This is a genomic window from Vibrio sp. Vb0667 (genome assembly GCF_033391095.1).
The window spans coordinates 1-14,799 of sequence record NZ_JAWPOL010000038.1; the positions used below are offsets into that span (position 1 = coordinate 1).

14 protein-coding genes are annotated in these 14,799 nt (G+C 45.3%); all 14 read left to right on the plus strand.

Going from position 1 to position 14,799, the window contains the following annotated elements:
* Positions 1–15: 15 nt before the first annotated feature.
* The 14 genes from hscA (at position 16) to R8269_RS21195 (ending at position 14,796) form a co-directional block, all read left to right on the plus strand.
* A complete protein-coding gene (gene hscA, locus R8269_RS21130) occupies positions 16–1,869 on the plus strand; it encodes a Fe-S protein assembly chaperone HscA (RefSeq protein ID WP_017820567.1) in 1,854 nt (617 codons plus the stop codon).
* 13 nt (positions 1,870–1,882) lie between these two features.
* Positions 1,883–2,221, plus strand: coding sequence for an ISC system 2Fe-2S type ferredoxin (gene fdx, locus R8269_RS21135; RefSeq protein ID WP_005381713.1), 339 nt, complete (start codon positions 1,883–1,885; stop codon positions 2,219–2,221).
* A 44-nt stretch (positions 2,222–2,265) separates the two neighbouring features.
* On the plus strand, positions 2,266–2,460 hold the full coding sequence (iscX, locus tag R8269_RS21140) for a Fe-S cluster assembly protein IscX (RefSeq protein WP_005381711.1): 195 nt from the start codon (positions 2,266–2,268) through the stop codon (positions 2,458–2,460).
* A gap of 161 nt (positions 2,461–2,621) precedes the next feature.
* Positions 2,622–3,920, plus strand: coding sequence for an aminopeptidase PepB (pepB, locus tag R8269_RS21145; protein ID WP_017633915.1), 1,299 nt, complete (start codon positions 2,622–2,624; stop codon positions 3,918–3,920).
* A gap of 95 nt (positions 3,921–4,015) precedes the next feature.
* Positions 4,016–4,441, plus strand: a complete 426-nt coding sequence (gene ndk, locus R8269_RS21150; protein ID WP_005381702.1) for a nucleoside-diphosphate kinase — start codon at positions 4,016–4,018, stop codon at positions 4,439–4,441.
* Between the two features lie 373 nt (positions 4,442–4,814).
* Positions 4,815–5,942, plus strand: coding sequence for a bifunctional tRNA (adenosine(37)-C2)-methyltransferase TrmG/ribosomal RNA large subunit methyltransferase RlmN (locus tag R8269_RS21155; RefSeq protein ID WP_017633913.1), 1,128 nt, complete (start codon positions 4,815–4,817; stop codon positions 5,940–5,942).
* Positions 5,943–6,378: 436 nt separating this feature from the next.
* A complete protein-coding gene (gene rodZ / locus R8269_RS21160; protein ID WP_005381700.1) occupies positions 6,379–7,329 on the plus strand; it encodes a cytoskeleton protein RodZ in 951 nt (316 codons plus the stop codon).
* Positions 7,330–7,335: 6 nt separating this feature from the next.
* Complete coding sequence (gene ispG / locus R8269_RS21165) at positions 7,336–8,454, plus strand: flavodoxin-dependent (E)-4-hydroxy-3-methylbut-2-enyl-diphosphate synthase (protein WP_005381699.1); 1,119 nt, start codon at positions 7,336–7,338, stop codon at positions 8,452–8,454.
* Between the two features lie 26 nt (positions 8,455–8,480).
* The gene (hisS, locus tag R8269_RS21170; RefSeq protein ID WP_258477562.1) at positions 8,481–9,749 is read left to right on the plus strand and encodes a histidine--tRNA ligase; all 1,269 of its coding nucleotides are present in this window, start codon (positions 8,481–8,483) and stop codon (positions 9,747–9,749) included.
* 126 nt (positions 9,750–9,875) lie between these two features.
* A complete protein-coding gene (locus R8269_RS21175) occupies positions 9,876–10,490 on the plus strand; it encodes a YfgM family protein (RefSeq protein WP_005381697.1) in 615 nt (204 codons plus the stop codon).
* A gap of 12 nt (positions 10,491–10,502) precedes the next feature.
* Complete coding sequence (bamB, locus tag R8269_RS21180; RefSeq protein WP_005381696.1) at positions 10,503–11,663, plus strand: outer membrane protein assembly factor BamB; 1,161 nt, start codon at positions 10,503–10,505, stop codon at positions 11,661–11,663.
* A gap of 167 nt (positions 11,664–11,830) precedes the next feature.
* On the plus strand, positions 11,831–13,327 hold the full coding sequence (gene der, locus R8269_RS21185; protein ID WP_005381694.1) for a ribosome biogenesis GTPase Der: 1,497 nt from the start codon (positions 11,831–11,833) through the stop codon (positions 13,325–13,327).
* 59 nt (positions 13,328–13,386) lie between these two features.
* Positions 13,387–14,262 carry a metal-dependent hydrolase gene (locus tag R8269_RS21190; protein ID WP_031779073.1) on the plus strand — a complete coding sequence of 292 codons (876 nt, stop codon included), beginning with the start codon at positions 13,387–13,389 and terminating at the stop codon, positions 14,260–14,262.
* A gap of 309 nt (positions 14,263–14,571) precedes the next feature.
* Positions 14,572–14,796, plus strand: a complete 225-nt coding sequence (locus R8269_RS21195; protein ID WP_005381691.1) for a zinc ribbon domain-containing protein — start codon at positions 14,572–14,574, stop codon at positions 14,794–14,796.
* Positions 14,797–14,799 lie beyond the last annotated feature (3 nt).

Sequence of the window (14,799 nt, forward strand, 5' to 3'; positions counted from 1 at the left end):
TGACAAGGACCTATCATGGCACTACTTCAAATCGCAGAACCGGGCCAAAGCTCGGCACCTCATGAGCATAAGTTAGCAGCGGGTATCGACTTAGGTACTACCAACTCTTTGGTTGCTTCTGTACGTAGCGGCGATGCAACTCCACTTGCGGACGAGCAGGGCCGTACTATTTTACCTTCAGTCGTTAATTACGCTGAGGAAACGTTAACGGTCGGCCACGAAGCCAAAGCCAAAGCAGAGTTTGAACCAGAGAACACGATTATCTCTGTAAAACGTTTGATCGGTCGTTCATTAAAGGACATTCAGTCCCGTTACTCTTCACTTCCTTATCGTTTTAAAGAGAGTGAAAACGGCCTGCCAATTCTGCAAACACCTCAAGGTGACAAAAACCCGATTGAAGTATCTGCGGACATCCTAAAAGTATTGGGTAAGCGAGCTGAAGATACGTTAGGTGGTGAGTTAGCTGGTGTAGTTATTACCGTTCCTGCTTACTTTGATGACGCGCAACGTGCAGGTACAAAAGATGCGGCGAAATTAGCTGGTCTTCATGTTCTCCGTCTACTTAACGAACCAACCGCTGCGGCAATTGCTTATGGCCTAGACTCTGGTCAAGAAGGTGTGATTGCGGTTTACGATCTAGGTGGCGGTACTTTTGATATCTCTATCCTACGTTTATCGAAAGGCGTATTTGAAGTATTAGCAACAGGTGGCGATTCTGCATTAGGCGGTGACGACTTCGACCATCTATTTGCCGATTATTTAATGGAGCAAGCGGGTCTAGAAGCGCCGCTTTCTGCAGAAAAGAACCGTACACTGTTGAACATTGCTACTGAAGCTAAGATTGCTTTCTCTGAGCAAGACAGTGTTGACGTTGACGTTTTTGGTTGGAAAGGCACCGTGACTCGCGAGCAGTTCGAAGATCTGATTCGTCCGCTAGTGAAGAAAACCCTGATGTCTTGTCGTCGCGCATTAAAAGATGCGGATGTCGACGCAGATGAAGTACTCGAGGTCGTCATGGTTGGCGGCTCAACCCGTACATTGTTGGTTCGTGAAATGGTAGGCGAGTTTTTTGGTCGCACACCTCTGACAAGCATTAACCCAGATGAAGTTGTTGCAATCGGTGCGGGTATTCAAGCTGATATCCTAGCGGGTAACAAACCTGACTCTGAAATGTTGCTTCTTGATGTGATTCCACTGTCGCTCGGTATTGAAACCATGGGTGGTTTGGTCGAGAAGATCATCCCCCGCAACACTACGATTCCCGTTGCGCGTGCGCAAGAATTTACCACATTCAAAGATGGCCAAACGGCGATGAGTGTTCATGTGGTACAAGGTGAACGTGAAATGGTTGATGACTGTCGTTCACTTGCTCGCTTCTCGTTAAAAGGTATTCCTCCGATGGCAGCGGGTGCGGCACATATTCGCGTGACTTACCAAGTTGACGCTGATGGCCTTCTTTCTGTTACGGCAATGGAGAAGAGCACTGGTGTTCAATCAGAGATTCAAGTAAAACCTTCTTACGGCTTAAGTGACAATGAAGTGGCGGATATGTTGCGTGATTCAATGACGCACGCAAAAGAAGACATGCAAGCTCGTGCCTTAGCTGAGCAGCGTGTTGAAGCCGACCGAGTGATAGAAGGTTTGATTGCAGCGATGCAAGCTGATGGTGATGACTTACTATCAGAACAAGAGAAACAAAACTTGATTAAAGCCATCGAAGCCTTGATTGAGCTGCGTAATGGTGATGATGCAGATGCGATAGAGCAGGGCATTAAAGATACCGATAAAGCGAGCCAAGATTTCGCATCACGCCGTATGGATAAATCGATTCGAGCTGCGTTGTCAGGTCAATCAGTAGACGATATATAAGAGATAAGTAGTTATGCCTAAGATTATTGTATTACCACACGACGATTTGTGCCCAGAAGGTGCAGTGTTGGAAGCAAACTCTGGTGACACCGTTCTAGACGTAGCGCTAAAAAACGGTATCGGTATTGAACATGCGTGTGAGAAGTCATGTGCGTGTACTACCTGCCACGTAATCATCCGTGAAGGTTTTGATTCACTCGAAGAAAGTGAAGAACTAGAAGACGACATGCTAGATAAAGCGTGGGGTCTAGAGCCTGAGTCACGCCTAGGGTGTCAGGCGAGAATTGCTGATGAAGACTTGGTGGTAGAAATTCCTAAATACACACTCAACCACGCTTCAGAAGATCACTAAAACTATCTTCCCAATATAGGGAAGAAGCAAAAGGAAGATGAGCAATGAAATGGACAGATTCTCGCGATATCGCGATTGAACTTTGTGACAAGTTTCCAGATGTCGATCCAAAAACAGTGCGTTTTACCGATCTTCATCAATGGATCATGGAGTTAGATGAGTTTGACGATGAGCCAAACCGTTCTAATGAAAAGATTCTAGAAGCCGTTATCATGTGCTGGATGGACGAAGCAGACTAAGTCTGTAAAACACAGCCTAGTTAACAATTCTTACTAAAAAAAGCGGACCTTTAGGTCCGTTTTTTTATCCAATTGACATTTTTGCCCTACATAATGCTAACATCCGTGAGTTATTAAAAAGAAGCAGCGTAGGCAACGCTGCTATAAGACAAGGAGAAACCATGTCTACACAGATGTCTGTATTTTTAAGTCAAGAGTCGGCAGCACCACATTGGGGTGAAAAAGCACTGCTTTCATTCGCTGAAAACGGCGCAACTATTCACTTAGGTGAAGGTCATGATCTCGGCGCAATTCAACGTGCAGCTCGTCAGCTAGATGGCCAAGGAATTCGTTCTATTTTTCTTTCTGGTGATAACTGGGATCTAGAGAGCGTATGGGCTTTCCACCAAGGGTTCCGTAACCCTAAAAAACATGGCTCAGTTGAGTGGGCAGCATTGTCTGATGAAGAGCAAGCAGAGCTTCAAGCTCGTATTACTTCGACTGATTTTACCCGCGATATTATCAACAAAACGGCAGAAGAAGTTGCTCCTCGTCAGCTAGCGACAATGGCTGCTGAATTCATCAAATCTGTTGCGCCGAAAGGCACGGTGACAGCTCGTATCGTCAAAGACAAAGACTTGTTGGCAGAAGGTTGGGAAGGTATTTACGCAGTAGGCCGTGGTTCTGAGCGTACTTCTGCGATGCTTCAGTTAGACTACAACCCAACTGGTGACGAAAACGCACCTGTATTCGCATGTCTTGTGGGTAAAGGCATCACCTTTGATTCCGGTGGTTACAGCTTGAAGCCTTCTACCTTCATGAGTGCAATGAAAGCAGATATGGGTGGCTCGGGTACTATAACTGGTGGCCTAGGATTAGCTATCTTGCGCGGTTTAAACAAGCGCGTAAAACTGATCTTGTGTTGTGCTGAGAACATGGTTTCTGGCCGTGCCCTTAAGCTTGGCGACATCATCACTTACAAAAACGGCAAAACCGTTGAGATTATGAATACCGACGCGGAAGGTCGCTTGGTGCTTGCAGACGGTCTTATCTACGCCAGTGAGCAAAAGCCTGAGTTAATCATTGACTGCGCGACGCTAACAGGCGCAGCGAAGAATGCGTTAGGTAACGATTACCATGCGCTAATGAGCTTTGATGATGAGCTATCGCATCAAGCGCTTACGGCGGCAAACCAGGAAAAAGAAGGCTTGTGGCCGCTACCACTTGCTGATTTCCATCGAGAAATGCTGCCATCTAATTTTGCCGATTTATCGAATATCAGCTCTGGTGATTATTCTCCGGGTGCAAGTACTGCAGCTGCATTCTTGTCTTACTTCGTTGAGGACTACAAAAAAGGCTGGTTACATTTCGACTGTGCGGGTACGTATCGTAAAGCCGCTTCTGATAAATGGGCTGCGGGAGCAACGGGTATGGGTGTTCGTACACTTGCTCGTTTCCTCAATGAGCAAGCTGGAAAATAAGATTGATTGCAGCACTCTCTTGTTTGAGTGCTGCTCTTACCCAGTAAGTCACTTTAAAAGCACAACTATTATTACAAGTACAGAAAGGAAATTTTATGGCTCTAGAAAGAACATTTTCAATCATTAAGCCTGATGCTGTAGAGCGAAACCTAATTGGTGAAATCTACAATCGTATTGAAAAGGCTGGCCTACGTATCATCGCTGCCAAAATGGTTCACCTGACAGAAGATCAGGCAAGCGGCTTTTATGCAGAGCATGAAGGTAAAGAGTTTTTCCCTCCTCTAAAAGAGTTCATGACATCTGGTCCTATTATGGTTCAGGTATTGGAAGGCGAAAATGCGATTGCACGTTACCGCGAGCTAATGGGTAAAACCAACCCAGAGGACGCGGCATGTGGCACTTTGCGTGCTGATTACGCACTCAGCATGCGTCACAATTCAGTTCATGGTTCAGATAGCCCTGAGTCTGCCGCTCGTGAAATTGAGTTTTTCTTCCCTGAATCAGAAGTTTTCTCTCGCTAACTCGTTCATGCATCACTTTTGCGTGATGATCTAGTTCGTAATAACCTCGGAATTGTCCGAGGTTTTTTATTCCGCGTTCTCCATTTCACCTGCGAGTTCATTCGTAATTATTCGCGAAGATGTTGGCTAATCTGAGCATCTTACAGGGGTGAAAGCTTAGTTACGTGTGTTTGTTCTCACTGTTTTCTCTGTACCACTTCTACGCTTTTGTTGTCGGTTGTCTAATCATTATTCTCACCGTAAAGTCTGATTAAAATTTAATCGTTTTTATTTTAATGCCTTAGCAAACTCAGGGTCTTACACCCCTTGTTGTAGCTGCATAAAGGCTGTACAATTCGCGCCCTTATTCTTGTTTCAGTCATTGAGAGGCAACATGACCACTGAAAAAATCAATCTACTCGACTTTGATCGCAAAGGCATGCGTCAGTTTTTCGCGGAAGAACTTGGCGAGAAAGCGTTTCGTGCCGATCAGGTTATGAAGTGGATCTACCATTTCGGTGTAGATGACTTCGAAAAAATGACAAACATCAACAAGAAGCTGCGCGAAAAGCTTTTACACAAGTGTGAAATTAAAGCACCAACTGTAGCAGAAGCTCAGCATTCTTCAGACGGCACGATCAAGTGGGCAATGAAGGTTGGTGATCAGGATGTAGAAACGGTTTACATTCCAGAAGATGATCGCGCAACGCTTTGTGTATCTTCTCAAGTAGGTTGTGCATTGGAATGTAAGTTCTGCTCAACAGCACAGCAGGGCTTTAACCGTAACTTGAAAGTTTCAGAGATCATCGGTCAGGTGTGGCGTGCTGCACGTGAAATTGGTCTTGAGAAAGAAACAGGCCGTCGCCCAATTACGAACGTCGTGATGATGGGCATGGGTGAGCCGCTTCTTAATATGAAGAACTTGATTCCTGCATTGGAGTTAATGCTGGATGACCTTGGCTTTGGTTTGTCGAAGCGTCGCGTAACCGTATCAACATCAGGTGTCGTTTCTGGTCTTGATCAGATGACGGGCAAAATCGACGTTGCGTTAGCGATCTCTCTTCATGCGCCAAACGATAAGCTGCGTAGTGAAATCATGCCAATTAACGATCGTTGGGATATTCAAGATTTCCTAGCATCCGTTCGTCGTTACATTGCTTCATCGAATGCAAACCGTGGCAAGGTAACAGTCGAGTACGTGTTGCTTGATCATGTGAACGATGACATGGACCATGCTCGTGAACTGGCTGAATTGATGAAAGACACACCATGTAAGATTAACTTGATTCCGTTTAACCCGTACCCAGGTTCACCTTACAAGAAACCAAGTAACTCACGTATTGATCGCTTCCAAAAAACATTGATGCAATACGAGCACACAGTTACGGTTCGTAAAACGCGCGGTGATGACATTGATGCCGCATGTGGTCAGTTGGTCGGTGATGTAATTGACCGAACTAAACGTACGGCAATGCTGAAAGCGTCACGCGGTGCCGATACCATTGAAGTGAAAGCTGTATAAACGACCGGAATTCAAAAATAGCCAGAGCCATTCGCTCTGGCTATTTTGTTTATTGTTTAGGACATTTTCGCCAAGATTTGGGACTATCACTCTTCAACCTAAGGTTATTTGGGTATAATTTCGAATTCCTTTGTCAAAGTTTGGACAAAAGCTTGAGCTATCTGTTAGTTTGAGTGTAAAGAGTTTTTGTCTTCGTTGCGCATTCGCTTATCATGATATGTAACACTAACGATGACACCGATAATTCTCAGCACTTTCTCACATACGTTTTGCTGATTTTTGCAAAACGGGTATTCGCACTCAGATCGCTGAGAGTTTCTTAAAATTATTATTTTTGGTTAACGCGTTTAGGCTAGCTATCTTTTAAAGAGGCTTAAGAACAATAACGAAAATACATGACCACGTTAGCCACTAAAACAGATTAAATACCGCCATTATGACAGAACACGAAAATACGAATGAAGTGCCACTCTCTATTGAAGCTGGCACATTACTGAAAAACAAACGTGAATCCTTGGGAATGAGCCAAAAGCAAGTTGCCGATCGCCTGAGGCTTCGCATTTCTGTGATTGAAGATATTGAAAATAACCGATTTGAATCTCAACAAGTCGCGACATTTACGCGTGGTTACTTACGCTCTTACGCTAAATTCGTGGGTCTTGATGAGAAGGTGGTTTTGACGGCGTTAGAGCAGACTGCCGATGCTCAGCCTCAAGAGCAAGAAATTGAAATGCAAAGCTTCTCTCGTAAAACAAAAGACGAGAAGCACAATAGCCGTATTATGCTCCTTACTTGGGTTATCGGGCTGGTCATTATTGGCATTTCAGCGGCATGGTGGTGGCAAAACCAACAAGAGAATAGCCTAACTAAGGAAGTAACGGATTCAAGTGTTGAAGCGCCGCAGCCCACTGCTCAAGAATTAGCTGATATCGATTTGATGACGGCTGAAGAGTTAATCGCAAGCACTCCTGAAGAAGTTGCTTCAACTAATGAAGGCGTTGCTGAATCGACTGAAGCATCCGTTGAGCAAGGGGCGGATCCTTTGCTGACTGAAACTGAAAATACAACAAGCGTAGATTCTGAAGAACCTGTTGCCGTGATTGAAGCGGCGGAAGAGGAACAGCCTGCGCCAGTAGTACCTGAAGGCATGACACTTCTTACTATGAAGTTTAAAGCGGACTGTTGGATTCAAGTAAAAGACACCAATGGTAAAACGCTGGTAAGTGGTACTCATAAGCCAGGACAAGATGTAGAACTTACCGGAAAAGCGCCATTTAAAGTGATATTAGGCGCACCGGAAGGGGTTACAATGACATTTGCAAGTGAACCTGTCGACCTTTCTGGGTATACTTCAGGCAAAGTAGCTAGATTCACTCTACCGTTATAAAAAATTATGCAACACGAATCTCCAATTATTCGTCGTAAATCGACGCGTATCTATGTGGGTGATGTGCCAATTGGTGATGGTGCGCCAATTGCAGTACAGTCAATGACTAACACTCGCACGACTGACGTAGAAGCGACAGTCGCTCAAATCCGAGCACTAGAAAAAGTCGGCGCAGATATCGTTCGAGTTTCTGTACCTACGATGGACGCAGCAGAAGCTTTCAAACTGATTAAACAGCAAGTTTCTGTACCATTAGTGGCTGATATTCATTTCGACTATCGTATCGCGCTGAAAGTTGCGGAGTACGGAGTTGACTGTTTACGTATCAACCCAGGTAACATCGGCAATGAAGAACGCATTCGCGCTGTTGTCGATTGCGCTCGCGATAAAAACATCCCGATCCGTATTGGTGTCAATGGTGGATCTTTGGAAAAAGACCTACAGATGAAATACGGTGAGCCAACGCCAGAAGCCTTGGTTGAATCGGCGATGCGTCACGTAGACCATCTCGATCGTCTTAACTTTGACCAATTTAAAGTTAGCGTGAAAGCTTCAGACGTTTTTCTTGCGGTGGATTCATATCGTCTGCTGGCGAAGAAAATCGATCAGCCTCTTCATTTAGGTATCACAGAGGCGGGTGGTGCTCGAGCTGGCGCTGTTAAGTCATCTGTTGGCTTAGGTATGCTGTTATCTGAAGGGATAGGCGATACGCTGCGTATCTCTTTGGCTGCCGATCCAGTTGAAGAAATCAAAGTCGGTTTCGACATCCTTAAATCTCTGCGTATTCGCTCTCGAGGCATCAACTTTATTGCGTGTCCAAGCTGCTCACGCCAAGAATTCGATGTGATTGGTACGGTGAATGCACTGGAGCAACGTTTAGAAGACATCATCACGCCAATGGATGTGTCTATCATCGGTTGTGTGGTAAACGGCCCTGGTGAAGCAGAAGTTTCTCACTTAGGTCTAGCAGGTAGTAACAAGAAGAGCGCATTCTACGAAGATGGTAAACGCCAGAAAGAGCGCTTTGATAACGATGACCTTGTGAATAAGCTAGAAGCTAAGATCCGTGCGAAAGCAGCTATGATGAATGGCGAAAACCGCATCGAAGTTAAAGTACAAGATTAATCTCAACGAGAATTACGGTAAGTATTGTGGCAAAAACAATTCAAGCAATTCGAGGCATGAACGATTGCCTCCCAACTCAGTCGCCACTGTGGCAAAAATTAGAAAACACAGTGAAAAATGTAATTAGCGCATACGGTTATAAAGAAGTGCGCATGCCAATCGTTGAAGAAACAAACCTATTCAGCCGCGCTGTTGGTGAAGAAACAGACGTCGTTTCAAAAGAAATGTACACTTTTGATGACCGTAACGGCGACAGCCTAACACTTCGCCCAGAAGGTACGGCGGGTTGTGTACGTTCATGTATCCAAAACAGCCTGATCAACCGTGATGAACAGCGTCTGTGGTACATGGGGCCTATGTTCCGCCATGAACGTCCGCAGAAAGGTCGTTACCGTCAATTCCACCAGTGTGGTGTTGAGGTGTTTGGTCTAAATGGTCCAGATGTTGATGCAGAGCTTATCATGATGACGGCGCGTTTATGGCGTGAGCTAGGTATCAATGAACATGTCCGTCTTGAGCTGAACTCTATCGGTTCTCAAGAAGACCGCGCAGACTACCGTACTGCACTGGTTGCATTCCTTGAGCAACATATTGATGTGCTAGATGAAGATTGTAAGCGTCGCATGCACACGAATCCACTGCGTGTTCTGGATACGAAGAACCCAGACGTTCAAGCTATTTTAGGTGATGCACCTCGCCTTTCAGATTACTTGGGTGAAGAGTCTAAAGCACACTTCGCAGGTCTATGTGAACTTTTAGACGCCGCAGGTATCAAATACACAGTTAACGAACGTCTAGTTCGTGGTCTGGATTACTACAATCGCACGGTATTTGAGTGGATCACTGAGAGCCTAGGTGCTCAAGGCACTGTATGTGGCGGTGGTCGTTACGATGGCCTTGTAGAGCAATTAGGTGGTAAACCAACACCAGCGGTTGGCTTTGCAATGGGCCTAGAGCGTCTAGTACTGATGCTAGAAACGTTGGAACTGACAGACGTTCGTCGCAGTGTTGACGTGTACGTAGTCACAGCGGGTGAAGGCACCATGATGGCAGGAATGAAGCTAGCAGAACAGCTTCGCGAGTCTGTTCCAGGCGTTCGTGTGATGAATCACTTCGGTGGCGGTAACTTCAAGAAACAGTTTAAACGCGCAGACAAAGTTGGTGCTGTTGTAGCATTGGTTCTGGGCGAAAACGAAGTTGCGGATAATACCGTAGTACTGAAAGACTTAGCTGGTGGTGAGCAAGAGACTTACAACCAAGCAGAAGTTGCAGAAAAGATCGCAGCACTGATTTAAGTCTTTTAGTAATCTAACAAAATTACATCCTAGTTCGTAAGCTAAGGCTCCCAAATGTGGAGCCTTTAAACGAAATAGGAACAATGGCAGCTAAGCTGCCATTTACATGTTTTAAGAGGACAGGAAGTGGAACTTTACGATACTGAAGAACAACAAGTTGAAGCCATTAAAGACTGGTGGAAGGAAAACGGCAAAGCCGTCATCATCGGTGCGGTTGTTGGTTTAGGTGGTCTATTTGGCTGGCGTTACTACCAGGATTCTGTGATTCAGGCGAGTGAAGCAGCTTCTCAAAGCTACACGACAGCAATGAATGCTTTGCAAGACAAAGGCACTGATGCTCAAGCTGACGTGAAAGCTTTCATTGAGTCAAATGAAGTAAAAGAATATTCAGTATTGGCTGCACTACAACTTGCTAAAGCACAAGTTGAAGCTCAAGACCTTTCTGCTGCATTGGAGCAACTGAAGTGGGCGCAAAGCAACACTCAAGATGCTGCGTTGTTACCATTGATTAGTTACCGCATTGCGCGTATTGAGACGGAAATGGGTAACTTCGACGCTGCAACGGCAGAGCTAAGTAACGTCACTGATACAGCATGGACAGGTCGTATTGCTGAACTTCGTGGCGATATTGCGATTCGCCAAGGTGACAAAGATGCTGCGTACGCTGCGTATACTGAAGCTCAGCAAGCGGCAGATGCAAGCCCGACACTACAAATGAAATTGGACGATCTGGCGAAATAAGGACCGCATTGGATGAAAAGAGTCTTTAAGAAAGCCTTGCTAGGGGCGTTAACAATGGGAGTACTTGCCGGTTGTGCAGGTGAGAAAGACACCATTGTAATGGCGCCACTACCTCAGGTAGACAGTCAGTTTACAACCAGTAGTGAGTGGAGCACATCGGTTGGCGATGGTGTTGGTCATTACTTTTCAAAACTATCCCCTGTATTTGCGAATGATACATTGTTCGTGGCAAGTCGTGATGGCTTAGTAAAAGCGCTGGATCCTGAGAATGGTAAACAACGTTGGCAAACGGACCTAGAAGAAGATGTCATTGCTCGTCTCTCTGGTGGTATCACAGCGGCATACGGAAACCTTTACATTGGCTCTGAGAATGGTGAAGTCATCTCTCTTGACCAAGAAACAGGTGAAATTGTTTGGCGTGTAAAAGTTGGTGGTGAGGTACTGGCGAAGCCAGTTGCAGATTCAGGCCTTATTATCATCAATACTAGCCGAGGCATGTTGATTGCCCTTAATGAGAGTACAGGTGAGCAACGCTGGGCATTGAGCACAGAAGTGCCGAACTTAACTTTACGTGGCGACAGTACTCCGACTGCAATTGGCGGCGGTGTATTTTGGGGAACGGCAAATGGCCGACTCGCAGCTGCTATCGTTGAGCGTGGTCAGTTGATTTGGCAACAGCCTGTTGGTACGCCAAAAGGCGCGACAGAAATTGATCGTTTGGTTGACGTTGATTCATCGCCAATTGTGCTAGGCGGTACTCTTTTCACCATTGGATACAATGGTCAACTTATCGCCATTGACTTGCGTTCAGCGAACCCGATTTGGAAGCGTAATTACTCATCTGCGACAGACATTTCTACAGATGGTAGTCGCATCTTTGTGATAACGGAAAAAGATCATGTTGTTGCCGTTGATTCACGAAGCGGGACTGAGTTGTGGGAAAACAGCTTGCTTGAGCACCGACAACTTACAGCGCCAGTTATTGTTGGCAATTATCTCGTTGTCGGTGACACGCTTGGTTACCTTCACTGGATGGATCGTTCAACGGGCGAATTTGTTGCGCAGCAGTTTGTCGATGATAGCGGCTTGGCTGTTGGCCCGACGTTATTGTCGGATGGTTATGTGATTACAACTCGCAACGGCGATGTAAAGAAACTAACCATTAACGAATAATATCGTGATATAATTCACATTCGGCTCCTGGCTGGTGACAGCTAGGAGCCGTTTTGTTGTTTGAATTTATTAACCCTGACGTGGTTATAGGTAAAAAGCTGGTTTGATTTGGCATCGAGCAAGTCGTTACCTATAACTACAGAAGAAAGATTATTGTAGAGGTTGTTATGGTACCTGTTGTAGCTCTAGTAGGGCGTCCGAACGTAGGTAAATCTACACTATTTAACCGATTGACTCGCACTCGTGACGCGTTGGTTGCGGACTTTCCAGGCCTAACGCGAGACCGTAAATATGGCCAGGCGAGACTTGGTGAAGAGCACGAATTCATTGTGATTGATACTGGTGGTATCGATGGCACAGAAGAAGGCGTGGAAACAAAGATGGCAGAACAGTCATTAGCCGCGATTGATGAGGCTGATGTTGTATTGTTCCTTGTTGATGGTCGTGCTGGTCTGACACCTTCAGATGAAGCAATTGCTGCTCATCTGCGTAAAATTGAAAAGCCAGCGATGCTGGTAGTAAACAAAATCGATGGTATTGATGCCGATGCGGCGTGTGCTGACTTTTGGCAGCTCGGCGTGGATGATATGTACCAGATTGCGGCCGCTCATGGCCGTGGTGTGACCGCTTTGCTTGAGCGTGCTTTATCTCCATTCTTTGATGATCTACTAACAAGTGAGTCTGAAGACGGTGAAATTGAAGACCTGACTGGATTCGAAGACGAAGAGCCTCTTGTTGAAGATTACACTGAAGAAGACGCAGAAGCAGAGTTCAAACGCCTTCAAGAGCAGCCGATTAAGTTGGCGATCATCGGTCGTCCTAACGTAGGTAAATCGACACTGACTAACCGTATTCTGGGTGAAGAACGTGTGGTTGTATACGATATGCCTGGTACGACGCGTGATTCTATCTATATCCCGATGGAGCGTGATGGACGCGAATACGTACTAATTGATACCGCAGGTGTTCGTCGTCGTGGTCGTATCAATGAAACGGTTGAAAAGTTCTCTGTTGTTAAGACGCTGAAAGCGGTAGAAGATGCAAACGTCGTTCTACTGGTGATTGATGCACGTGAAAATATTTCAGACCAAGACCTAAGCTTGCTTGGTTTTGCACTGAATGCTGGCCGCTCAATTGTCATCGCCGTTAACAAGTGGGATGGTCTAGACAGTGACGTGAAAGAAAGTGTGAAGAAAGAACTGGACCGCCGTCTAGGATTCGTCGACTTCGCGCGTATCCACTTTATCTCTGCGCTGCACGGTACTGGCGTTGGTCATTTGTTTGAATCTATCCAAGAAGCATATAACTCGGCGACAACGCGTGTGGGTACGTCAGTACTGACGCGTATCATGAAGATGGCAGTGGATGATCACCAGCCGCCAATGGTTCGTGGTCGTCGTATCAAACTCAAATACGCACACGCAGGTGGTTACAACCCACCGATCGTTGTTATCCACGGTAACATGGTTCGTGAATTGCCAGATTCGTATAAACGTTATCTGATGAACTACTTCCGTAAGTCTCTGGAAATTATGGGAACACCGATTCGCATTAACTTCCACAACAGTGATAACCCATACGAGAACCGTACGAATAAGCTTACGCTATCACAAGAGCGTAAACGCAAACGTATGATGTCGATGGTGAAAAACCGCAATAAATAATGAAATTCGAATACCCAAGTTTCTACTTGGGTATTTTTTTATCAAAAGTAATCGTAAAAATGACTATCACAGCAACAAAGACTCGTTTTTGTCATCAAACATGGCAATTAGAAGCACAAATACAGCTCGTTCAATCTACGGAAGAAGTGACTTACGTTATTACAGATGTCACGCCGTTCCATCCCGTTAGTCACATATGGCCGGATCACCCTGCAGACAAAGGAACGTTGAAGGTGAATGGGGCTGAGCATGACGTAGTAGATTGCCAAGTTGGAGCAGTGGAGCAGGAGAGTGGTGCTTTGTATGTGGGTAGTGACATCCCTGTAAAGCGTGATGATGAAGGTTGGGTGTTTGTCGTCGTGCATGTTTTATCACGTACGGAATCATTTGCAATTAATGACTTGGTAACATTAGCGGTAGATAAAGACTATCAAAATGCTTTGAGTCGAGGCCACACTGCAGGACACTTAGCGTATTTGGCGTTGAATAAAGTACTATCGGAAGACTATTGGCGAAAAGACGCAGACCGCAAAGACCCACATGGTTATTATGACTTTAATAGCTATGCGCAAGTTACTAGTTATGTCACTCCAGACAAGTGCCTCGATACGTACCGTTTAGGCAAAACACTCCGTAAAAGAGGATTAAACAGTGCAGATATGCTGAATGACCTCCAGGCGATTGCAGAAAAAGTGAATGGCCAACTGGTTGAATGGCTTCAAAGAGATGCGATGATCACCATGGAATGCCACGGCGATAGATTAACGGATTCTCGCTATTGGAAGTGCGATTTAGGGGAAGGTCAATTAGCGGTAATCCCTTGTGGTGGAACGCATGCGAGCCATTTAAATGAGTTTGCTTTTATCCAAGTTAAACTCGTTAAGCTCGACGCTCAAACTATCGAAATGCACACCAATGTAAACACTGCTTTTTGAATAAGATCTTTTTATTAAATTCTGGTTTTTCGTTTAATTAAATCTCTCTAGGGTTTTTTATTCTGTCTTAAATTGGAATGCAGAATATGTAACTTATGCTTTCGGTGTGTGGTTATATAAATATTCTTTTAAGGGGTGATCGCTGATCAAGGAGTAAATATCAGACGATCAGTATAAGATCCTACGTATCAAGTATGGTTAACGCCTCGTGAAACTTGTTGGGGCGGTGATGAAGATCAACACACTTGTTCGTTATTTTGAGTAGCATGCGTTACTCGAAATTGCTTAGTTTAGAGAGAGGAACGGGATATGCAGCAGAACATTTGCCCGACTTGCAATGTCGAACTGGAATGGACAGGACAATACCATTGTGCACAGTGTGAATCGGATTTTAAAAAGGTAGGTTTTTGCCCTGATTGTGAGGCGGAGCTGGAGAAGCTGCAAGCATGCGGTGCTGCGAGTTACTTTTGTAATGTGTGTAATGAACTCAAATCAAAATCACGTGTCCGATTTGAGTTCCAGAAAGTCAGTTAACCA